Source organism: Streptomyces sp. NRRL S-244, assembly GCF_000717915.1.
GTDB lineage: Bacteria > Actinomycetota > Actinomycetes > Streptomycetales > Streptomycetaceae > Streptomyces.
On record NZ_JOCX01000010.1, the window covers coordinates 73,288 to 94,238 of the forward strand.

Here is a 20,951-nt window from a genome sequence, read left to right on the forward strand (position 1 = left end):
GGCCTACGCCGGCGGAGCCCCGGGGCCTGGAGGGAGGGACACCCCTACGCGAAGACGACCGTGCGGGTGCCGTTCAGGAGCACGCGGTGCTCGCTGTGCCACTTCACTGCCCGCGCCAGCGCCTGGCACTCCACGTCGCGCCCGATCGCCACCAGCTGGTCCGGCGTCACCTCGTGGCCCACCCGCTCGACCTCCTGCTCGATGATCGGGCCCTCGTCCAGGTCGGCCGTCACGTAGTGCGCGGTGGCACCGATCAGCTTCACACCGCGCGCGTGCGCCTGGTGGTACGGCTTCGCGCCCTTGAAGCTCGGCAGGAAGGAGTGGTGGATGTTGATGATCCGCCCGCTCAGCTCCTTGCACAGGGTGTCCGACAGCACCTGCATGTACCGGGCCAGCACCACGAGCTCGACGTTCTCGGCCCGGACCAGCGCCAGCAGCTGCGCCTCCGCGTCCGCCTTCGTCTCCTTCGTCACCGCGATGTGGTGGAAGGGGACGCCGTACGAGCGCACCAGCTCGGCGAAGTCGGTGTGGTTCGAGACCACCGCCGCGATCTCGACCGGGAGCGCGCCGATGCTGGAACGGAACAGCAGGTCGTTCAGGCAGTGCCCGAACTTCGACACCATCAGCACGATCCGCATGCGCTCGTCGGAGCGGTGCAGCTGCCAGTCCATCCGGAAGGAGTCGCCGATCGCGGCGAAGCTGGCCCGCAGCTTGTCGAGCGTCACCGGAGCGTCGGCGGAGAAGTGGACCCGCATGAAGAAGAGGCCGGTGTCGTGGTCGCCGAACTGCCGGCTGTCCTCGATGTTGCATCCGGTCATGAACAGGTAACTGGACACGGCGTGCACGATGCCCTGCTTGTCCGGGCATGACAGGGTCAATACGTACTGCTGGGGGGCCTGGGCCTGCGGGTCGTCGCTCATGACCCCACAGCCTTTCACACCCCGCGGCTCACGCCGCGCGGGTCAGGATCCGCAGCACTTCCAGCGACCGCGGCGGCTCGTCCGGTTCGTCCCCGTCCGCCGTCGCCAGCCGTACGTGCGCCTCGCGCGCGGCACGTACCGCCTCGGGCCAGGCGTGGTGCTCCAGGTAGGCGGAGACGGGGGCGTCGGGCCCGACCTGGTGCAGGATCCGCAGCACCCGCAGCACCGCGAGGTCCACGAGCGTGGCCTCCTGGGCGTCGCGGAATATCGTGCCGACGTATTTGTCGGCCGACCAGCTGTCGAGCCACGTGTCCTCGACGAGGCGGTACACGGCGTCGGTGACGTCCCCGTACCCCTCGACACCGGCGAGCCAGGTCTCCTCGTGGAAGACCGGGTCGGAAAGCATGTGGAGCGCCGAGCGCACGTTGCTGCGCCAGCGCCACCACGGCATGTCGTTCAGGGGCATGCCGCCCATGGTGGAGGAGCGACCACCGCGGCGGGAAGGGTTCTTCGAACCTTGGGCGAATGTCACGCTTGCGATGTTACGTTCACGACTTGCGCGATCTTGAAGCACCTGTGCGCAATCCACCCCCGGCAATTCACCTTTGCGTCACCCCGCGTTGTGTCCATCTCACTCTCCAGTTACCCCTGGGGAGGAAGTGTGCGTGTACATGACCGAATGGCGACGCACCTCTTCCCTGACCCGCACCTTGGTGGCAACGGCGATGGGCACCTGTCTCGTCGCCGGATGCGGGGTGCTCCCCGGGGGCTCGGGGGGCTCCGGGGACACCATCACGGTCATGACCTTCGCGCCGCAGGGCACCAAGGCGACCAACATGCCCGGAATGCCGGGTATGGCCAAGGCCTATGAGGCCTGGGTCAATTCCAAGGGCGGTATCAACGGGCACAAACTGCGCGTACTGACCTGCAACGAGAAGAACACCCCGAACGGCGCCGCCGACTGCGCCCGCAAGGCCATCAACGAGAAGGCCGTCGCGGTCGTCGGCTCGTACAGCCAGCACGGACGCGCCTTCATGGCCCCGCTGGAGGCGGAGGGCATCCCCTTCATAGGCGGGTACGGAGTCTCCTCCGAGGAGTTCCAGAGCACCCTCTCCTACCCGGTCAACGGCGGCCAGCCCGTCCTCCTCGCCGGCGCCGGACACCAGCTGGGCAAGGCGTGCAGCCAGGTGGCCATCGTCCGCCCGGACACCCTCGCGGGCGACTCCATGCCGATCCTGCTCAACGCCGGCCTGAAGCTCAACAAGGCGCCCGAGGCCAACGACATCCGGGCCGCCGAGGACTCCGCGGACTACATCGCGCAGGCCCGCGAGGCCCTGGCCGACTCCTCCGGCGGCAAGGACCGGGGCTGCGTGACCGCCGTGCTCGGCGAGCGCACGGAGACGTTCTTCGACGCGTTCCGGCGCGAGGACAGCAAGCACAAGAACCCGCAGATCTCCTCGGTCCTCGGCAGCGTCAGCCAGGCCGTGGTCGACCGCACCGGCGGCAGGGAGAGCCCCTTCGAGGGCGCGTACGTCGCGAGCTGGTACCCGGTGTCGACGGACGCGCTGTGGGAGCCGATGCGGAAGGTGATCTCCGACCACGCCTTCGGCAACGACGCCGTGGACCCGGACGACAGCGGGACGCAGACCACCTGGATCGCGTACACCGTGCTCAGCGAGACCCTGAAGCGGTTCAAGTCCGACGAGGACGTCACGGCGCGCAAGGTGGCGCGCATGCTGAACCAGGGGGATCCGGTCAAGACCGGCGGGCTGACCCCGGACCTGAGCTGGCGCTACAAGGACATGCGCGCCGTCGCCGGCTTCCCGCGCATGGTGAACGGGCGCGTCAACTTCCAGGTCGTCCAGTCGGGCCGGCTGGTCGCCCAGCAGGGCGGCGAGCAGTCGATGGACATGACGGAGACCCTGGAGCAGGCGCCCCGCGCGGCGTGACGCCGCGGCGTTCCGCCGCGGCGCAGCGCCCTGCGTGCGACTACAGCTGGGACTTGTCCCGCTTGGTGAGGCCGTACTTGGCCGCGACCGCGTTCCACAGGGTCGCGGCCGATTCCTTCGCCTTGGTCGCCTCGCCGCTCGCCTTGTTGCCCTCGCTGGCGTTGCCGGTGCCCTTGGCCTGCCCGTCCTTGCAGCCCTTCTTGTCGCCGGCGGTGTCGTCCGCCCAGGCCGCGTAGCTGTTGTCGGCGGCCGCGGAGGACTGCCAGGCCTTGGTGAGCGAGGCGGCCAGCTTCACGTTGTCGGGGAGCTGGTCCATCTTCAGGTCCTGGAGGCGGGTGACGAGCTCCTCGCGCTGGCGGGCGGCGTCGCGCAGGTCGGACGCCGCCTGGCCGAGGTTGCGGCAGCCCTTGATGTCGTCCACGGAGCGGATCACGGCGGCGCGGCTGTCGTTGCTGTCCGCGAGGAGCTTGTCCAGCTGGACGGCCTGGGAGCGGGCCGGGTCCACGGGCGCCTCGGCGGCCGCCGCGGCCGAGCTTCCGGCGCCGGGGGTCGCGGCCGCGGCCGCGGGGTCGTTGTTCTGCTTCTTGCCGTCGCTGAGCAGCGCGCCGACGCCGAGCCCGACGACGGCCAGGCCGATGACGAGGGCGGCGACCACCCAGGCCGGCACCCGCCGGGTCGCCTCCGGCTGGGGCTGGGGCTGGGGCTGGGCGTACTGCGGCTGCTGCTGCATCTGCTGCGGCTGGCGGGCCTGGGGCGGTGGCGGTACGGGCCGCTGCCCGCGCGGCGGATACCCCCGCGGCGGCGGCTGGCGCAGCACCGGCTCCTGCACGGGCGGCAACTGCCGCGTGTGCCCGGCGTCGGCGCCGCCCCCCTCACGGAACAGCGCGTCGAACCCGTCGGTGACGGGCGGGATGTACTGCGTGGCGGCCTCATGGTGCGCGGCCCCGCCCGGTACGGGCGGAATGTACTGGGTCGCGCCCTCGTCCGGCCCGGTTCCACCCGGTACGGGCGGAATGTACTGAGTGGCGGCTTCGCCATGCGCGGGCGCAGCCGGGACCGGCGGGATGTACTGGGTCGCGCCTTCATCGGGCGCGGGCGCAGCCGGGACCGGCGGGATGTACTGGGTCGCGCCCTCGTCATGCGCGGGCGCAGCCGGGACCGGCGGGATGTACTGGGTCGCGCCTTCATCGGGCGCGGGCCCGGCCGGGACCGGCGGGATGTACTGGGTGACCGCCTCGGGCAGCGGCGGGTAGCCGTACCCGTGAGGATCCCCCGGCCCCTCGTAGCCGGGTCCCACCACGTGCCCGGGCGCCGCCTGGCCCTGCGCGGGCGGATACCCGTACGCGGGCCGGCCCGGCTGGGCCTGGTCCGGCTGGGCCTGGGCCGGATACGGCTGCCCCTGCCCCGGCGCCGGCGGGTAGCCGTCCGCGGGCTGCGGGTACGTCGGGTCGGGGCCCCAAGGCGCACCCGCCTGCGGGCCGCCGCCCTGTCCGCTCTCCGTCACCGGGACTCCTTCGCCGACTACTCGGGTATTCCGAATCGTCGGCTCACGCTACCCGGTCACCCCCCGCCACAGGAGCCCACCCAGGGGATCTCCCCTACGCGACCACCTCCAGCCGGGCCGTGAATTCGCGGGCCGCCGGCTCGTCGCGGTACGGGGCGAGCCGGGTCCGGAAGTCGTCCAGGTACTCCGCGCCGCGGTTCGAGCGGAGCCCCGACAGCAGGTCGGCCGCCTTCGCGGCCGTCTGGCACGCCTGCTCCACCTCGCGCTGCTGCACCTGCGCCGCCGCCAGCAGCAGCAGCCCGATCGCCCGGCGCCGCGCCTTGCCCGCCGGGAGCCCCCGCAGGGCCTCCTCCGCCTGCCGGGCCGCCGCGTCCGCCTGCCCCAGGTCCCGGTGGCAGTGCGCGAGCTCGTCCGCGAGGTACGCCGCGTCGAAGTGCCGGATCCACACCGGGTCGTCGCCCGACTCCGGCTCCGCCCGCTCCAGCGCGGTCACCGCCCGCGAGGACAGCACCGCCGTGGCCCGGGTGTCGCCCAGCAGTGCGTGCCCGCGCGCCTCGGCGGCGTAGAACATCGCCTCCACCCGCGGCGTGACCTGCCCGCGGGTCCCCTCCTGCGCGGCCCGCGCGAGCTGCGCGATCTCCCGCGGATTGCCCAGTTCCGCCGCGAGGTGACTCATGGACGCCGCGAGCACGTAGCCCCCGTACGCCCGGTCCCCGGCCGCCTGCGCCAGCCGTAGCGCCTGGATGTAGTAGCGCTGCGCCAGACCCGGCTGGCCGGTGTCCACCGCCATGTAGCCGGCCAGCTCCGTGAGTCTGGCCACCGCCGCGAACAGCGCCCGCCCGACCGGCTCCCGGTACGAGCCGCCGATCAGCCCGGACACCACGGAGTTGAGGTAGTGCACGACGACGGGCCGCACGTGCCCGCTGCCGAAGCGGTGGTCGAGGTCCTTGAGGGCGTCGGTGGTCGCCCGTACCGCCTCCACGTCCGGCATCCCGACGCGCGAGCCGCCGCTGCGCGCCACCTGCGCGTCGGCGCCGGTGATCAGCCAGTCGCGGCTCGGCTCGACGAGAGCCGAGGCGGCCACGCTGGACCCGGACAGGAAGTCGCGGCGGCCGACGTCGCTCCGCCACAACTCGCTGACCTGCTCGATGGCGCCGATGACGGTCGGGGAGAACTGCAGGCCGATGCCGGAGGCGAGGTTCTTGCCGTTGGCCATGCCGATCTCGTCGATGGTGACGGTCCGGCCGAGTTTTCGCCCCAGCGCCTCGGCGATGATGCCGGGCGCCCGGCCGCGCGGCTGCTGGCCGCGCAGCCACCGGGCCACGGACGTCTTGTCGTAGCGGAGATCGAGGCCGTGTTCGGCCCCGCACATGTTGACGCGCCGGGCGAGCCCGGCGTTCGAGCACCCGGCTTCCTGGATGAGCGCCTGAAGCCGTTCATTCGGCTGGCGCGCGACGAGAGGCCTGGCTGCCATGAAAACCCCCAGTAGCCGCGGGTGATCGTTGGAATGATCACTTCCCGCCTGAGTTGCGGAGAATCATCCGCTCTGCGTCGTGTCGCTACCCAACTCCGGCGCCCCGACCTCCTACGCGCCCCCACGCGTGCTCCAGTGCGCCCCGTATGCAGGATCGATGCTCCGCCCACCGGCCGGTTTACGCCCGTAACCCCGAGTGACCCCGGGAGTTGTGATGGGCGTGGAAGAGACCATCGGAGTCACGGAGACCGCACCCATCCCCAAGCAGCGCGGCGAGCAGCTGCTGGACCATGCCGTGCGGTACGCGGAAGAACGGCACTGGGACGTCTTCGCCGGCACCTGGCTGGAGTCCGCGGACGGTCGGGAGGTGTGCTCCTGCGGGGCCCAGGACTGCCCGGCGCCCGGCGCGCACCCCACGGTGAAGGACTGGGCGGCGCTGGCCACGGGCAGCGCGGTCCAGGTGCGGCGGATCTGGGCGAAGCGGCCCGAGGCCTCGATCCTGCTGCCGACGGGCCGGACGTTCGACGCGCTGGACGTGCCGGACTCGGCCGGGTTCCTGGCTCTGGCGCGCCTGGAGCGGATGGAGCGCACCCTCGGGCCGGTCGCCCTGACGCCCGACCACCGGATGCTGTTCTTCGTCCTGCCGGGCGCCGGGGCGAAGGTGCCGGACCTGGTGCGCAAGCTCGGCTGGTCGCCGGCCTCGATCGATCTGGCCGCGCGGGGCGAGGGCGAGTACGTGGCCGCCCCGCCCACCCGCTTCGGCGGCCGGGGCGCGGTCCAGTGGGCGCGCCGGCCCACCCCGGCCAACCGGTGGCTGCCGGACACGGAGGAGCTGATCGCGGCGCTGGCGTACGCCTGCGGGCGCGAGGCGGCGGCGGACCGGGACCGGCGGGGCGCCTGACCCGCGTCCCCGGGATCGCAGGTCGGGGCCGGGATGTTCGTGCCCGGAAACTCATGACATAAGTAACTGCCCAGCTTCTCCCCGTCCTCCTATCGTGAGGAACGCAGGACCACGGGGAACGAATGCGAGAGGCAGGCGCACATGCCGGACCAGGCAGTTGCGACGGGTGGGACGGACGGACCGGGCGGCGCGCGATCCGCGCCGTCCGCCGGACGGGCGGCGGTACGGGTCGAGGGCCTGTGGAAGCGCTTCGGCGACCAGGTCGCGGTCGCGGGGATCGATCTGGAGCTGCCCTCGGGCCAGTTCATCGGCCTGGTCGGGCCGAACGGCGCGGGCAAGACGACGACGCTGTCGATGGTGACCGGGCTGCTGCGCCCCGACATGGGGCGGGTCTTCGTCGCCGGGCACGACGTGTGGAGCGACCCCGCCGAGGTGAAGTCGCGGATCGGCGTGCTGCCGGAGGGCCTGCGGCTGTTCGAGCGGCTGTCGGGCCGCGAGCTGCTCGGTTACATGGGCCGGCTGCGGGGGCTGCCGGGCGAGGAGACGGACAAGCGGGCCACGCAGCTGCTGGACGTCCTGGACCTCGCGGGCTCGCAGCACAAGCTGGTCGTGGACTACTCGACGGGCATGCGGAAGAAGATCGGCCTGGCCGCCGCCCTGCTGCACAACCCCGAAGTCCTGTTCCTGGACGAGCCGTTCGAGGGCGTGGACCCGGTGTCGGCGCAGACCATCCGCGGGGTGCTGGAGCGGTACACCTCGTCCGGCGCCACGGTCGTCTTCTCCTCCCACGTGATGGAGCTGGTCGAGTCGCTGTGCGACTGGGTGGCCGTCATGGCCGCCGGCCGGATCCGCGCCGCGGGCCCGCTGGCCGACGTACGGGGCGACGCGCCCTCGCTCCAGGCCGCGTTCCTGGAGCTGGTCGGTGCGGGCGGGCGCGCCGCGGGCGACTCCCTGGACTGGCTCGGCGGGCAGGCGGCCCGATGAGCGCCGCATCCGCCTCCGCTCCCGCCCCGGCGTCCGGGCGCGCCTCGGCCGCGGCCGAGGCCGCCGCCCCCGCGGTCAACCTGACCTCAATCTTCGTCCGCCTCAAGCTCTCGCTGATCCGCAACGGGCTCAAGGGCTCGTCGAAGCGCAAGGCCGCGTACTTCACCTCGCTGGCGCTGTCGCTGGCGGTGGCCTGCCTCGCGATGATCGGTCTGGCCGTGCTGCACGGGAACGCGCACGCGGGCACGGTCGTCGTACTGCTCGCGGCGATCCTGGCGCTGGGCTGGACGTTCATGCCGCTGTTCTTCCCGACCGGGGACGAGACGCTCGACCCGACCCGGCTGGTCATGCTGCCGCTGCGGCCGCGGCCGCTCGTACGGGCCCTGCTGGCCTCCTCGCTGGTCGGCATCGGCCCGCTGTTCACGGTCTGCCTGGCGGTGGGCTCGGTGGTGGCCGTCGCGCACGGCGCTGCGGGCATCGTGGCGGCCGTGGTGGCCGTGCCGCTGCTGGTGCTGGGCTGCGTCGTGCTGGCCCGCGCGGTGGCCACGGCCAACGTCCGGCTGCTGACCAGCCGCAAGGGGCGCGACCTCGCACTGCTCAGCGGTCTGCTGATCGCGATCGGCGCGCAGCTGGCGAACTTCGCCAGCCAGCGCCTGTTCCAGTCGGGCGGGCTGGCGCAGCTGGAGCCGGTCGAGGCCGTGGTGCGGTGGCTGCCGCCCGCGACGGCCGTCGGCATGGTGGACTCGGCGAGCGAGGGGGCGTACGGGGTGGCCGCGGGCCAGCTGGCCGTGACGGTCCTCGCGCTGGTCCTGCTGCTGCGGTTCTGGGAGCGGAGCCTGACCACGCTGATGGTCACCCCGGACGGGTCGACGATCGCGGCGGCGAAGCCGTCGGGGAAGCGGGAGTCCGCGGGAGGCGCCGGCCTCTGGGCGTTCCTGCCGGGCGGGCGGACGGGCGCGGTCATGCAGCGCACGCTGCGGTACGTGGTGCGCGACCCGAAGACGAAGGCGGCGTGGGTGACGGCCCTGGCGGTCGGCGTGATCATCCCGGTCTTCAACGCCCTCCAGGGCACGGGCTCGCTGTACCTGGCCTGCTTCGGCGCGGGCATGCTCGGCATGCAGATGTACAACCAGTTCGGGCAGGACACCTCGGCGTTCTGGATGGTCGCGCAGACCATCTCGACCCCGCGGGAGGCGTTCGAGGAGCTGCGCGCCCGCGCGTACGCCCTGGCCCTGGTGACGGTCCCGTACACGGTCGTGCTCACGGTGGTCACGGCGGCGTTCATGCACGACTGGTCCGCCTTCCCCGCGGCTCTCGGGGTGGCCCTGGGGCTGCTCGGCTCGATGCTGTGCACGGGCGCGCTGGCCTCGGTCCGGTTCCCGTACTCGATCCCGACGGACGGCGCGTTCAAGAACGTGGTGCCGGGTCAGGCCGGGCTCGCATGGGCGGGCATCTTCGGCGGCATGCTGGCGTCGGCGGTGATCTGCTCGCCGGTGATCGCGCTGACGGTCTTCCTCAACGTGACGGACCAGCAGTCCCTGACCTGGATCCTGCTCCCGCTCGGCGCCGCCTGGGGCACGTTCGCGGCCTGGGCGGGCCTGCGGCTGGCGGCGCCGACGGTGGCCAGGACCCTTCCGGAGATCCTGCTGGCGGTCAGCAAGGGCTGAGCGGTCAGGGCCGGGCCGAGCGGCCAGGGCTGGGCCGGGCGGCGGGCGTATGTGATCCGCGTACGGGAGGGGGTGACGGGCTGCTGCCCGCCACCCCCTCCCGCGTTGCTCAGCGGGCGGCGCTTCCGATCCGGTCCAGGAAGGGTTCCAGGGCGGCGCGCCAGGCGGCCGGCTGGTCGTAGTGGAGGTAGTGGCCGGCGTCGGGGATCTCGGCGTACTGGCCCGCCGGGAGGACGCGGACCATCTCCTGGGCCTCGGCGCGGCCCAGTTCACCGTCGAGGCCGCGGACGACCAGGGTCGGGCAGCGGACCTGGGCCAGCTCCTCCCAGTGCGCGTCGTGGACCCAGGTCTCGCGGGCGGTGAGCATCTGGCGGCGGGAGAACAGGGGGCGCCAGCCGTCGGGGGCCCGGTGCATCACCTCGGCGAAGAAGGAGCCGCGGCCGGGGTCGGGGCGTTCCACCCGGGGGTCGTCCTCGCCGAACCAGCGGCGGGCGGCGTCCTGGGTGGGGAAGGGGAGGGGCCAGCGGCGGAACCATTCCTCCCATTCCTGCTGGGAGGCCTCGCCGAGGGCGGAGGCGCGCATGTCGCAGATGACCAGGGCCTCCACCAGGTCGGGGCGGCGGGCGGCGAGCTGCCAGCCGGTGAGCGCGCCCATGGAGTGGCCGATCAGCGTCACGGGGCCCAGGCCGAGCTGCTCGATGACGGCCTCGGCATCGGCCACGAACGCGTCGCGCCCCAGGGGGGTCGAGGCGCCCGGGCCGGCGGCGGGGCGCTCGCTCTGTCCGTGGCCGCGCTGGTCGAGGGCGACGACGCGGCGGTGCTCGGAGAGCCAGCGGGCGGTGCCCGCCCAGTGGAAGGCGCGGCCCATCAGACCGTGGAGTAACAGCACCCGGGGCGTGTCGGGATCCGGGGGCGCGGTGAGGGGTGATTCCCGGAACTCCCAGGCGGCCAGGCGCACACCGTCGGCCCCTGTCACATCGATGCGCTGTACCACGGCAGATGCACCCCCTTCGCTCGCGGCCAGACTATCGAACCCGTATTCGAAAACGGGGTTCTCGTCTTCAACACCGCTCTTTCGAGTGACCTTGCTCAAGGATTGGCCGCCCCTGCCGATGGAGATCCTTTCAACAGGGAGGCGGGCCGCTCGGGGAAGACGGTCCGAGGGGATGACCTTGAGAGCTCGGGGCTCCAGGTCAGCAAAGGGGAGGACCGGTCCCGGCGCCGCAAGGCGCCGGGACCGCCCACATCCACCCCGTCCACCACGGTCCACCACCGTCTGTCACCGACAGTGCCGCGTGCCGGGCTGCGTGGAGGACGTCAGCGCTTGGCCACGAACACGTGCGAGGCGATCTCCGCATCCAGCTCGGCGGCCTCGCCACCGCTGCCGACCAGCACCCCGCCCGGCGACTCGGTCACGCTGACCACCGAGCCGGGCTGCACGCCCGCCCGCCGCAGCGTGTACATCAACTGGGCGTCCGTCTGGATCGGCTCCCCGATCCGGCGCACGACCACCGTCTTGCCGTCCGCACCCGGGTCCAGCTCCGACAGGCTGACCATGCCGTCCTCCAGGAACGGGTCCGCCTCGGCCTTCTCGCCCAGCTCCTCCAGCCCCGGGATCGGGTTCCCGTACGGCGACTCCGTCGGGTGGCGCAGCAGCTCCAGAACCCGCCGCTCCACCGCCTCGCTCATCACGTGCTCCCAGCGACAGGCCTCGGCGTGCACCTGCTCCCACTCCAGGCCGATGACGTCGACGAGGAGGCATTCCGCGAGCCGGTGCTTGCGCATCACGCGCGTCGCCAGCCGCCGCCCCTCCTCCGTCAGCTCCAGGTGGCGGTCGCTCGCCACGGCCACCAGGCCGTCGCGCTCCATGCGCGCCACGGTCTGGCTCACCGTCGGGCCGCTCTGGTCGAGCCGCTCGGCGATGCGGGCGCGCATGGGGACCACGCCTTCCTCTTCCAGCTCGAGGATGGTGCGGAGATACATCTCCGTGGTATCGATCAGTCCGGACATTCGTGCCCCTCGGATATCGTGCGCTGGCCCTGCACCCAATTCTGACGCATCGCGCCGACAACCGTCCCGTGCCGGACGTCAAGCCCCGCCCAGGACATCCCGGGCGGCCGGGCCACGGGATTGACGTTCGTATTGACACGCCCTTGGTCCAGACCGCACGGTGAGCGGCGGACACGGACGAACCCCACCTCTGGAAGGGCCATCGGCGTATGAGCGAGAGCAAGCTGGCCGGTCAGTTCCTCGACGCCGCGATCGGACTCCTGGAGCGGGTGCGGGACGAGGAGGCCGCGCCGATCGCCGAGGCCGGCGCCGTCATCGCCGGCGCCGTCGCCGCCGGGAACCGGCTCTTCGCCTTCGGCGCCGGACACTCCTCGCTCCCCGCGCAGGACGTGGTCTACCGGGCGGGCGGGCTCGCGCTGGTGAACTTCCTCGCCGTCCCCGGCACCGTCGGGATCGACGTCATGCCGGCCACCCTGGGCAGCGCCCTGGAGCGCGTCGACGGCCTGGCCGGGGCCGTCCTCGACAGCAGCCCGGCCACCGACGGCGACGTCCTCGTGGTCATCTCCCTCTCCGGGCGCAACGCGCTGTCGGTCGAGATGGCCATGAACGCCCGCGCCATCGGCCTCAAGGTGATCGGCGTGACCTCCGTGGCGTACGCGACGGGGACCAAGTCGCGGCACGTCTCCGGCACGTTCCTCAAGGACCACTGCGACATCGTCCTCGACAGCAAGATCGCCGTCGGCGACGCCGAGCTGAGCCTCGAGGGCATCGACGCGCCGTTCGCGCCCGCCTCCACCGTCGTGACCTGCGCGATCATGCAGGCCGTGATGGCGGCGGCGGCCGGCGAGCTCGCCGCCCGCGGCATGGAGCCCCCGCTGCTGCGCTCGGGCAACGTGGACGGCGGCCACGAATGGAACGGCCGCGTCCTCAAGGAGTACGGCGACCGGATCTTCTTCCGCCACTGAGCGACACCTCCTACGGCATGTCCTCGTCCCGGGGCGGCCGCGGGCGGGCCGCCAGGTCGAGGTCGGCCGCCACCCGGGCCGCCACCTCCTCCGCGTACGCCGCGTCCGCCTGCTCGAAGGCCGCCCGCGAGGCGGCCCGTACGAAGGTCAGCGCCCCCACGGTCCGTCCGCGGCTGCGCAGCACCGTGCACAGCACGTGCGCCGCGTCCTGCGGCCACTGCCGCTCCCGCGCCCAGCTCCCGGCCGCCTCCCCGCGCGGAGCGCTCGTACGGACCGAGCCGATCCGGTCCAGCGCCTGGAGCGCCGGGTGCCCGGGCGCGTACCGGGCGGGGATCGCCTCCGCCCCCGGCAGCAGCGGCGGCGACGCCGCCATCCGTACGAGCCTGCGCCGGTCGGGGTCGCCCGACTGCTCCAGTACGTCGAGCAGCGCGTGCTCGGCGAAGCCGGCGAGCGCGAAGTCCAGCCGTACGGCCGCCGCCTCGGCCGGGTCCTCGCACTCGGCGGCCGCCCGGCCCGAGCGGTGCAGCTGGCCGGCGCGGAACCGCAGCTGCGCCGTGTCCAGCGCGGCCTGCCGGGCCTCGGTGATGTCCTGGAACAGCCAGCCGACCCCGAGCGGCACCGGCTCCTCGGCCAGCGGGGAGCCCAGCCGCAGGAACCCGGACCGCCAGCACCGCCGCCGCACCCCCTCCGGCGTGCGGACCGACACCCACAGCTCCATGGGCGCCGGCGGCGACCCCTCGGCGAGCACGTGCTGCAGCGCCCCCTCCAGCTCCTCGACGCCCTGGGCCAGCAGCTCCCCCAGGGGCCGGCCGAGCAGCGCGGTACGCCCCGAGCCGAAGGCCCGGGCGGCGTGCGCGTTGACCACGGCGGGCCGCAGGTCCACGTCGACGAGGACGACACCCCAGGAGGCGTCGTCCATCAGCGCCTCGCTCAGCGCGATGGACCGCTCCAGGTCGATCTGGGCGTGCACCTCGCTGAAGGCGCAGTACACCCCTGCGGGCTTCCCGTCCGCCCCCGGCACCCCGGCGGACTGGGTCCGTACGAGGACCCGCCCGCCCTCCTTGGTCAGCAGCGCGAACTCGTGCACCTGCCGCCCGGGCACGTCCTGGGCGGCCATGAGCCGCTCCTCCACGTCCTGCGCGTCGGCGGCGCGCACGGCCCACCCGGCGAAGCCCTTGCGCCCGACCGCCTCGGCGGCGCTCCAGCCGAGGATCCGCTCGGCCTCGCGGTTCCAGTGCGTGATCACGCCGTCGGAGTCGAACGCGCACAAGGCGGCGTCCATCCCGTCGAGCAGCGCTGCGAGCAGATCGTCGGTGGTCTCACCACGTCCGGAAGCACTCACCTGGCACCCCCTGCAGGTGTTCGCGTGTGCGGCACGTCAGATCATTCAACTGGAACGTGACGCAGCCCACACCGCATTCCCCGAATCGCCCCGAAATAAATCACTTGAGGACCTCGGGGAGCGGTTCTAGGCTCTGCCGTACACGAGAAGGGAGGTGGTTCCCGAAATGTACGGAAACCGGACGCGTGAGGTGGCTGCGGGCTAAGGGCCCGTCGTCGCACGCACCCAGTGCGGTGCCCGGCGGGTAGCCAGGCGCCAATCCCAAGCAGTCACCCGACCCGCGAGCTCGCCGGTACGTCCGGCCGGCTTCTCTCACTGCAGGAGAGAAACCCGAGCTCGCGGGTCGTCTGCGTTCCTGCGCGTCTCTGCGCGGGTGACGGGCGGCCCCGGCCGCTACGGGCAGAGACGCTCCAGGCGCCACTTCCCGTCCTCCAGGACGTAGTGCAGCCGGTCGTGGAGGCGGTTCTCGTGGCCCTGCCAGAACTCCATCCCGTCGGGGACGACCCGGATGCCGCCCCACTCCGGCGGGACCGGCACCTGCTCGCCCTCGGGGTAGCGCTCCGCCAGCTCGGCGTAGCGGCGGTCGAGCTCGGCACGGGAGCCGATCACCCGGGACTGCTCGCTCGCCCAGGCACCCAGCTGCGAGCCGTGCGGGCGGGAGCGGAAGTACGCCGCCGTCTCGTCGCGGCCGATCCGCGAGGCCGTGCCGGTGACGATGACCTGGCGGGCGATGGGGTGCCAGGGGAAGAGCAGCGCGACGTGCGGGTTCGCGTCGATCTCGCGGCCCTTGCGCGAGCCGTAGTTGGTGTAGAAGACGAATCCCCGCTCGTCGAACTGCTTCAGCAGCACCGTGCGGGAACTGGGGCGGCCGTCGGGGGTCGCGGTCGAGACGACCATCGCGTTGGGTTCGAAGAGGTGCGAGTCGGCGGCCTGCTGGAACCACTCGGCGAACTGCCGCATGGGGTCCTCGGCGAGGCCGTCCTCGTGGACGATCTCCGAGCGGTACTGCTTGCGCATCGTGGCGGGGTCAATGTCCTGGTCGGTCACGCGTGCCATCCTGCCGCAGGAGGGCTCGCGGCAGTGTGCCGTATGTCACGCTTCCGCCTGCCATCCGGAACAGCCAAAATCTTGGGGCCGGTCCGCAGGTCCCCACGCGGGTGACCGACGGCCGTGCCGGGCATCAACGGGGATGACCGCGCCGGACCGCGAGTCACGCCGGGAGCCGCGCGTGTTCGCACTATCTGAGGAGCCGCCTGATGTCCGACTTCGTACCCGGGCTCGAAGGGGTCGTCGCGTTCGAGACCGAGATCGCCGAACCGGACAAGGAAGGCGGATCGCTCCGCTACCGCGGGGTCGACATCGAGGATCTCGTCGGGCACGTCTCGTTCGGCAATGTCTGGGGCCTGCTGGTCGACGGGGCGTTCAACCCCGGCCTGCCCGCCGCCGAGCCCTTCCCGATCCCCGTGCACTCCGGTGACATCCGCGTCGACGTGCAGTCCGCCCTCGCCATGCTCGCCCCCGTGTGGGGTCTGAAACCGCTGCTCGACATCGACGAGCGGACCGCCCGCGACAACCTCGCGCGCGCCGCCGTGATGGCCCTGTCGTACGTCGCCCAGTCCGCGCGCGGGCAGGGCCGGCCGATGGTGCCGCAGAGCGAGATCGACAAGGCCGAGTCCGTGGTCGAGCGGTTCATGATCCGCTGGCGTGGCGAGCCCGACCCGAAGCACGTCAAGGCCGTCGACGCGTACTGGACCTCGGCCGCCGAACACGGCATGAACGCCTCGACGTTCACCGCGCGCGTGATCGCCTCGACCGGTGCGGACGTGGCCGCCGCGCTGTCCGGCGCCGTCGGCGCCATGTCCGGGCCGTTGCACGGCGGCGCGCCGTCCCGCGTCCTCGGCATGATCGAGGAGATCGAGCGCACCGGCGACGCCGTGGCGTACGTGAAGAAGGCGCTGGACAAGGGCGAGCGGCTGATGGGCTTCGGGCACCGCGTGTACCGGGCCGAGGACCCGCGCGCCCGCGTGCTGCGGCGTACCGCCAAGGAGCTGGACGCGCCGCGCTACGAGGTGGCCGCCGCGCTGGAGAAGGCCGCGCTGGAGGAGCTGCACGCGCGCCGCCCCGACCGGGTGCTCGCGACGAACGTGGAGTTCTGGGCCGCGATCATGCTGGACTTCGCGGAGGTCCCGGCGCACATGTTCACCTCGATGTTCACCTGCGCCCGGACCGCCGGCTGGTCGGCGCACATCCTGGAGCAGAAGCGCACGGGCCGCCTGGTGCGGCCGTCGGCGCGCTACATCGGCCCGGGGCGGCGCGACCCGCGCGAGATCGAGGGGTACGCCGACATCGCCGACACGGCCTGAGCCCTCCTCGTACGCCCGGAACGTCTCGTACACCTCGTACGCCTCGTACGCCGGTCAGGGCGTCGCCTCCCGTATGCGCGGGTGGCGACGCCCTCGGTGTTTGCGGGTTCCCGGACTCAGCCGAGGGCGGCGTCCAGGATCCGGGACCACTGGGCGACCACGCGGGCGCGGCGGGCCGTGTCGTCGGTGAGGACGTTGGCCAGTCCGAGGCCCCGGGCCATGTCGAGGAGGCCCTGCACGGTCTCGCGCACACCGGGGACGGACTCGTCCGCGCCGAGGAGTTCCACGGCGATGCGGTGGGTCTCGCGGCCCACGCGGGCCTCCAGTTCGGTGACCTGGGGGCGCAGCTGTTCCTCGTTGGAGGCGGCGACCCACAGCTGGAGGGCGGCCCGGAAGAGGGCTCCGGTGTAGAGGTCGACGATCGCCTCGACCACGGCGGGGCGGGCGGCGGGGCCGGCCTGGAAGAGGTCGCGCAGGGCGGCGGAGCGCTCCTCGGAGACGTACGCGACGGCGGCGGTGAACAGGTCCTCGCGCGTCGGGAAGTGGTACTGGGCGGCGCCCCGGGAGACCCCGGCGCGTTCGGCGACGACGGCGACGGTGGAGCCGGCCCAGCCCTGTTCGGCGAGGCAGGCGACGGCCGCCTCCAGGAGGTGGCGGCGGGTGACGCGGCTGCGGGCCTGCTTGGGGCCGGCCTGGGTCTCGGCCGCGGGCCGGTCTTCCTCGGTGGGCCGCGTGCCGGTCACAGGGCCCATGACGGGTCCCGGCGTTCGAAGCGGGCGGTGATGCCCTCGCGGGCCTCGGCGGAGCCGAAGTGGTGTGCGGACAGCTCGGTGAGCGCGGCGCCGTCGGCCGCCAGGACGGCCCGTACCGGGGCGGTGAGCAGTTCCTTGGTGGCGGCGAGGGCCTCCGGGCCCGCCTTGCGCAGGCCCGTGAGCACGGGGGCGAGGACCTGGTCCACGTCCTCGCCGTGCAGGGTGAGCAGGCCGATCCGGGCGGCTTCGGCGGCGTCGAAGGCCTCGGCGGTCAGGAAGTACCGGGCCGCGGCGCGCGGGTCCAGGCGCGGGAGCAGCGGCGCGGAGATCACGGCCGGGACCACGCCCAGGTGGGTCTCGGTGAAGGCGTACGTGGAGGCGGGCCCGGCGGCGGCGATGTCGCAGACGCCGAGGAGGCCGAGGCCGCCGGCCCGGACGTGTCCGGTGACGCGGGCCACGACCGGCTTGGGGAGCTCGGCGATCTCGCGGAGCAGGGCGAGGAAGTCGGCCGGGTCGCAGGGGGACTTCAGGTCGGCGCCGGCGCAGAAGGTGTTGCCGGTGTGGGTGAGGACGACGGCCCGGGCCCCGGGGTCGGCCGCCGCCGCGGCGAGGGCCGCGCGCAGCTCGCCGACGAGGTCCGCGGAGAGCGCGTTGCGGTTGGCCGGGGAGTCGAGCGTGAGGGTGGTGATGCCGAGCGCTCGCGCGGCGCCGACGGGGCGGGTCATGCCATGTCCTCCGGAGGTTGTGCGGATCGTGGGGGCTCCTGCGGCCGTGCGGCTCTGCGCCCCGCAGGGCGCGGGTGCAGACGGGGTCGGGTGCGGCCGGGGGCGGTGCCGGGGTGGGGTGGTGCCCGGGGCGGGCTTCGATGTTCGGCGCCCGAGGGCGTCCGGTTGCAGGACGGGACCTTGCGCCGAAGTCATCTCGTTTTGGCCCCGGACACCACCCCACCCCGTCCCCACCCCCGGCCGGGGAGCTCCAGCCGCCCAGGTTAGTAAGACTTGGGCAGGCCCAGGGTCTGGTGGGAGACGAAGTTCAGGATCATCTCGCGGCTGACCGGGGCGATGCGGGAGACCCGGGAGGCGGTGATGAGGGCGGCCAGCCCGTATTCGCGGGTGAGGCCGTTGCCGCCCAGGGTGTGGACGGACTGGTCCACGGCCTTCACGCAGGCCTCGGCGGCTGCGTACTTGGCCATGTTCGCCGCCTCGCCGGCGCCCATGTCGTCGCCCGCGTCGTACAGGTGGGCGGCCTTCTGCATCATCAGGCGGGCGAGTTCGAGGTCGATGTGGGCCGCCGCGAGGGGGTGGGCGATGGCCTGGTGGGCGCCGATCGCCTCCTTCCAGACCTGGCGGGTCTTCGCGTAGTCCACCGCCTTGGCGAGGGCGTAACGGCCCATCCCGATGGCGAAGGCGGCCGTCATGATGCGTTCGGGGTTGAGGCCCGCGAAGAGCTGGAGCAGGCCCGCGTCCTCGTCGCCCACCAGGGCGTCGGCCGGCAGCCGGACCTCGTCCAGGGTCAGCTCGAACTGCTTTTCTGCGGCCTGGAGTTCCATGTCTATCACGGAGCGGGAGAAGCCCTGAGTGTCGCGCGGGACGATGAACAGGCAGGGCTTCAGGCTCCCCGTACGTGCGTCTTCGGTGCGACCCACGATGAGCGTGGCGTCGGCGATGTCCACGCCGGAGATGAAGACCTTGCGCCCGGTCAGCACCCACTCGTCACCGTCGCGGCGGGCGGTGGTGGTGATGCGGTGGGAGTTGGAGCCGGCGTCGGGTTCGGTGATGCCGAAGGCCATGGTGCGGCTGCCGTCGGCGAGGCCGGGGAGCCAGGCCTGCTTCTGGGCCTCGGTGCCGAAGCGGGAGATGACCGTGCCGCAGATGGCGGGCGAGACGACCATCATCAGCAGGGGGCAGCCCGCGGCGCCCAGCTCCTCCAGGACGATGGAGAGTTCGGCGATGCCGCCGCCTCCGCCGCCGTACTCCTCGGGGAGGCTGACCCCGAGGTAGCCGAGCTTGGCGGCGTCGGCCCACAGCTCGTCGGGGTGGCCGCCCTCGCGGGCGACGCGGGAAAGGTACTCGCGTCCGTACCGCTGCCCGAGTGCCGCGACGGCGGCGCGCAGGGCCCTGTGTTCCTCGGTCTCGACGACGGTGCTGGTGGCGGGGCTCATGCTGGCGTTTCCTCCTGGACTACGGCGAGCAGGGCGCCGAACTCGACCTGGTGGCCGAGGGCGGCGTGGAGCGCGGTGAGCGTGCCGGAGGCGGGCGAGACGATGCGGTGCTCCATCTTCATGGCCTCCAGCCAGAGCAGGGGCTGCCCGGCGGTGACGGCGGCGCCGGGGGCGAGGCCCTCGGCGACGCGGACGACGGTGCCGGGCATGGGGGCGAGCAGGGAGCCGGGTTCGGTGCGGTCCTGGGGATCGGCGAACCGGGGGACGGGGATGAGGGTGTGCGCGCCGAGCGGAGAGTCGACGTAGGTCTCGGCCGCTCCGGCCCCCGCGCCCACGGTGTTCGATTTGCGTTTCACGTGGAACATCCGGCGGACGCCCTCGACTTCGAGGGTGACGCGGCCGGGTTCGGCGGCCAGGACTCGAACGCCGGGGTGGTCCACGAGCTCCGGGGGTCCGCTGCGGGTGGGCCGGTAGCGGACCTCGTAGGCGGTGCCGGCCGCGGTGTAGCGGCGGATCTGCGGCTGGGAGCGGAGGTTGCGCCAGCCGCCGAGGCGGGTGGCGAGCGGGGCGTCCGGGGCCGGCGCGGCGTCCGCGAGGGCGGCTGCGGCCGCGGCCAGTGCGGCGTCGGGGGCGCCTTCGGTGAGGGCCTCGAGGTGGCGCTCGTAGAACCCGGTGTCGATCCGCGCCCCGGCGAACTCCGGGTGCCGCAGGGAGCGTACGAGGAGATCGCGGTTGGTCGTGAGCCCGTGGATGCGGGCTCCGGCCAGGGCGCGGGCGAGGGCGCGGACGGCCTCGGCCCGGGTGGGGGCGTGGGCGACGACCTTGGCGAGCATCGGGTCGTAGTGGACGCCGACGGTGTCCCCGTCGGCGAAGCCGGTGTCCACGCGGACCCCACCGGAAACGGCGAGGGTGTGCAGGACGCCGGTCTGGGGGCGCCAGTCCTGGGCGGGGTCCTCGGCGTACAGGCGGGCCTCGACGGCGTGCCCGGTGGGCTCGGGGGGCGTCAGCGGCAGGGCCGCGCCCTCGGCGATGCGCAGTTGCAGGGCGACGAGGTCGAGGCCGAAGACGGCCTCGGTGACGGGGTGTTCCACCTGGAGGCGGGTGTTCATCTCCAGGAAGTACGGGCGTCCGTCGGCGGCGACGAGGAACTCGACGGTGCCAGCGCCCTCGTAGGAGACCGCGCGGGCGGCGGCCACCGCCGCCGCATGGAGGTTCTCGCGCAGGCTGTCCGGCAGGGCGGGTGCCGGGGCCTCCTCGATGACCTTCTGGTGGCGCCGCTGGAGGGAGCAGTCGCGGGTGCCGAGCGCCCACACGGTGCCGTGGGAGTCGGCGAGGATCTGGACCTCGACGTGGCGGCCGCGCTCGACGTAGGGCTCGGCGAAGACCTCGCCGTCGCCGAAGGCGGAGGCCGCCTCGGCGCACGCGCCGTCGAGGGACTCCTTGAGGGTGTCGAGGTCGCGTACGACGCGCATGCCGCGCCCGCCGCCGCCCGCGGCGGCCTTGAGCAGGAGGGGCAGGTCGGCGGCGGTGGCGGTCGCGGGGTCGACGGGGTCGAGGAGCGGGACCCCGGCGGCGCGCATCAGCTCCTTGGCCCGGGTCTTGGAGGCCATGGCCTCGATGGCCTCGGGCGGCGGGCCGATCCAGGCGAGTCCGGCAGCGGCGACCTCGCGGGCGAAGCCGGCGTTCTCGGAGAGGAACCCGTAGCCGGGGTGGACGGCGTCCGCGCCGGCGGCGAGGGCGGCCTTGATGACGAGGTCGCCGCGCAGGTAGGTGTCGGCGGGGGCGGCGCCGGGGAGGCGCACGGCCGCGTCGGCCTCTCGTACGTGCAGGGCATCGGCGTCGGGGTCGGAGTGGACGGCGACGGTGGTGAGGCCGAGGGCGCGGGCGGTACGGAAGATCCGTACGGCGATCTCGCCGCGGTTGGCGACCAGGAGGGAAGTCAGGTTCGTCATGTGCGGG

The 20,951-nt window shown here is 73.2% G+C and carries 18 protein-coding genes; 6 read left to right on the forward strand and 12 right to left on the reverse strand.

Annotation, left to right across the window (positions count from 1 at the left end; translation table 11 throughout):
• Window positions 1-44: 44 nt before the first annotated feature.
• Both purU and IF02_RS0114225 read right to left on the reverse strand, forming a co-directional pair.
• The gene (gene purU, locus IF02_RS0114220) at window positions 45-920 is read right to left on the reverse strand and encodes a formyltetrahydrofolate deformylase (RefSeq protein WP_030156837.1); all 876 of its coding nucleotides are present in this window, start codon (window positions 918-920) and stop codon (window positions 45-47) included.
• A 28-nt stretch (window positions 921-948) separates the two neighbouring features.
• On the reverse strand, window positions 949-1,395 hold the full coding sequence (locus tag IF02_RS0114225; RefSeq protein WP_030156839.1) for an SCO4402 family protein: 447 nt from the start codon (window positions 1,393-1,395) through the stop codon (window positions 949-951).
• A gap of 196 nt (window positions 1,396-1,591) precedes the next feature.
• On the opposite strand from IF02_RS0114225, the gene IF02_RS0114230 reads away from it, so the two are divergent.
• Window positions 1,592-2,869: an ABC transporter substrate-binding protein gene (locus tag IF02_RS0114230; protein ID WP_030156840.1), complete on the forward strand. Its 1,278-nt coding sequence runs from the start codon at window positions 1,592-1,594 to the stop codon at window positions 2,867-2,869.
• A 40-nt stretch (window positions 2,870-2,909) separates the two neighbouring features.
• Here the strand turns inward: IF02_RS0114230 and IF02_RS0114235 are convergent, their stop codons facing one another.
• Window positions 2,910-4,373, reverse strand: a complete 1,464-nt coding sequence (locus tag IF02_RS0114235; RefSeq protein WP_234318203.1) for a hypothetical protein — start codon at window positions 4,371-4,373, stop codon at window positions 2,910-2,912.
• Window positions 4,374-4,467: 94 nt separating this feature from the next.
• The gene (locus IF02_RS0114240) at window positions 4,468-5,847 is read right to left on the reverse strand and encodes a hypothetical protein (RefSeq protein ID WP_030156844.1); all 1,380 of its coding nucleotides are present in this window, start codon (window positions 5,845-5,847) and stop codon (window positions 4,468-4,470) included.
• 220 nt (window positions 5,848-6,067) lie between these two features.
• On the opposite strand from IF02_RS0114240, the gene IF02_RS0114245 reads away from it, so the two are divergent.
• From IF02_RS0114245 to IF02_RS0114255, 3 genes are all read left to right on the forward strand, one after another.
• A complete protein-coding gene (locus tag IF02_RS0114245) occupies window positions 6,068-6,748 on the forward strand; it encodes a bifunctional DNA primase/polymerase (RefSeq protein ID WP_030156845.1) in 681 nt (226 codons plus the stop codon).
• A gap of 141 nt (window positions 6,749-6,889) precedes the next feature.
• Window positions 6,890-7,732 carry an ABC transporter ATP-binding protein gene (locus tag IF02_RS0114250; protein WP_030156847.1) on the forward strand — a complete coding sequence of 281 codons (843 nt, stop codon included), beginning with the start codon at window positions 6,890-6,892 and terminating at the stop codon, window positions 7,730-7,732.
• Window positions 7,729-9,399 (forward strand): transporter, encoded by a 1,671-nt coding sequence (locus tag IF02_RS0114255; RefSeq protein WP_234318204.1) that lies wholly within the window; start codon window positions 7,729-7,731, stop codon window positions 9,397-9,399. Before IF02_RS0114250 ends, IF02_RS0114255 begins: the two co-directional genes overlap by 4 nt.
• A 109-nt stretch (window positions 9,400-9,508) precedes the next feature.
• Here IF02_RS0114255 and IF02_RS0114260 read toward each other — a convergent pair whose 3' ends face one another.
• Both IF02_RS0114260 and IF02_RS0114265 read right to left on the reverse strand, forming a co-directional pair.
• A complete protein-coding gene (locus IF02_RS0114260; protein ID WP_030156850.1) occupies window positions 9,509-10,393 on the reverse strand; it encodes an alpha/beta fold hydrolase in 885 nt (294 codons plus the stop codon).
• Between the two features lie 323 nt (window positions 10,394-10,716).
• On the reverse strand, window positions 10,717-11,409 hold the full coding sequence (locus IF02_RS0114265; RefSeq protein WP_030156851.1) for a metal-dependent transcriptional regulator: 693 nt from the start codon (window positions 11,407-11,409) through the stop codon (window positions 10,717-10,719).
• Between the two features lie 209 nt (window positions 11,410-11,618).
• On the opposite strand from IF02_RS0114265, the gene IF02_RS0114270 reads away from it, so the two are divergent.
• A complete protein-coding gene (locus tag IF02_RS0114270) occupies window positions 11,619-12,374 on the forward strand; it encodes an SIS domain-containing protein (RefSeq protein ID WP_030156852.1) in 756 nt (251 codons plus the stop codon).
• Window positions 12,375-12,384: 10 nt separating this feature from the next.
• On the opposite strand, the gene IF02_RS0114275 is transcribed toward IF02_RS0114270, so the two are convergent.
• Both IF02_RS0114275 and pdxH read right to left on the reverse strand, forming a co-directional pair.
• Complete coding sequence (locus tag IF02_RS0114275) at window positions 12,385-13,716, reverse strand: PAS domain-containing protein (protein WP_037836269.1); 1,332 nt, start codon at window positions 13,714-13,716, stop codon at window positions 12,385-12,387.
• Between the two features lie 393 nt (window positions 13,717-14,109).
• Window positions 14,110-14,772 carry a pyridoxamine 5'-phosphate oxidase gene (gene pdxH, locus IF02_RS0114280; protein WP_234318205.1) on the reverse strand — a complete coding sequence of 221 codons (663 nt, stop codon included), beginning with the start codon at window positions 14,770-14,772 and terminating at the stop codon, window positions 14,110-14,112.
• A 200-nt stretch (window positions 14,773-14,972) separates the two neighbouring features.
• On the opposite strand from pdxH, the gene IF02_RS0114285 reads away from it, so the two are divergent.
• Window positions 14,973-16,079: a citrate synthase 2 gene (locus tag IF02_RS0114285; protein WP_030156855.1), complete on the forward strand. Its 1,107-nt coding sequence runs from the start codon at window positions 14,973-14,975 to the stop codon at window positions 16,077-16,079.
• A 116-nt stretch (window positions 16,080-16,195) separates the two neighbouring features.
• Here IF02_RS0114285 and IF02_RS0114290 read toward each other — a convergent pair whose 3' ends face one another.
• From IF02_RS0114290 to IF02_RS0114305, 4 genes are all read right to left on the reverse strand, one after another.
• Window positions 16,196-16,831: a TetR/AcrR family transcriptional regulator gene (locus IF02_RS0114290; protein WP_234318206.1), complete on the reverse strand. Its 636-nt coding sequence runs from the start codon at window positions 16,829-16,831 to the stop codon at window positions 16,196-16,198.
• Window positions 16,819-17,556, reverse strand: coding sequence for an enoyl-CoA hydratase family protein (locus IF02_RS0114295; RefSeq protein ID WP_030156858.1), 738 nt, complete (start codon window positions 17,554-17,556; stop codon window positions 16,819-16,821). The genes IF02_RS0114290 and IF02_RS0114295 overlap by 13 nt, the downstream gene beginning before the upstream one ends.
• 263 nt (window positions 17,557-17,819) lie before the next feature.
• Window positions 17,820-18,992, reverse strand: a complete 1,173-nt coding sequence (locus tag IF02_RS0114300; RefSeq protein WP_030156860.1) for an acyl-CoA dehydrogenase family protein — start codon at window positions 18,990-18,992, stop codon at window positions 17,820-17,822.
• Window positions 18,989-20,944 carry a biotin carboxylase N-terminal domain-containing protein gene (locus tag IF02_RS0114305; RefSeq protein WP_030156862.1) on the reverse strand — a complete coding sequence of 652 codons (1,956 nt, stop codon included), beginning with the start codon at window positions 20,942-20,944 and terminating at the stop codon, window positions 18,989-18,991. Before IF02_RS0114305 ends, IF02_RS0114300 begins: the two co-directional genes overlap by 4 nt.
• Window positions 20,945-20,951 lie beyond the last annotated feature (7 nt).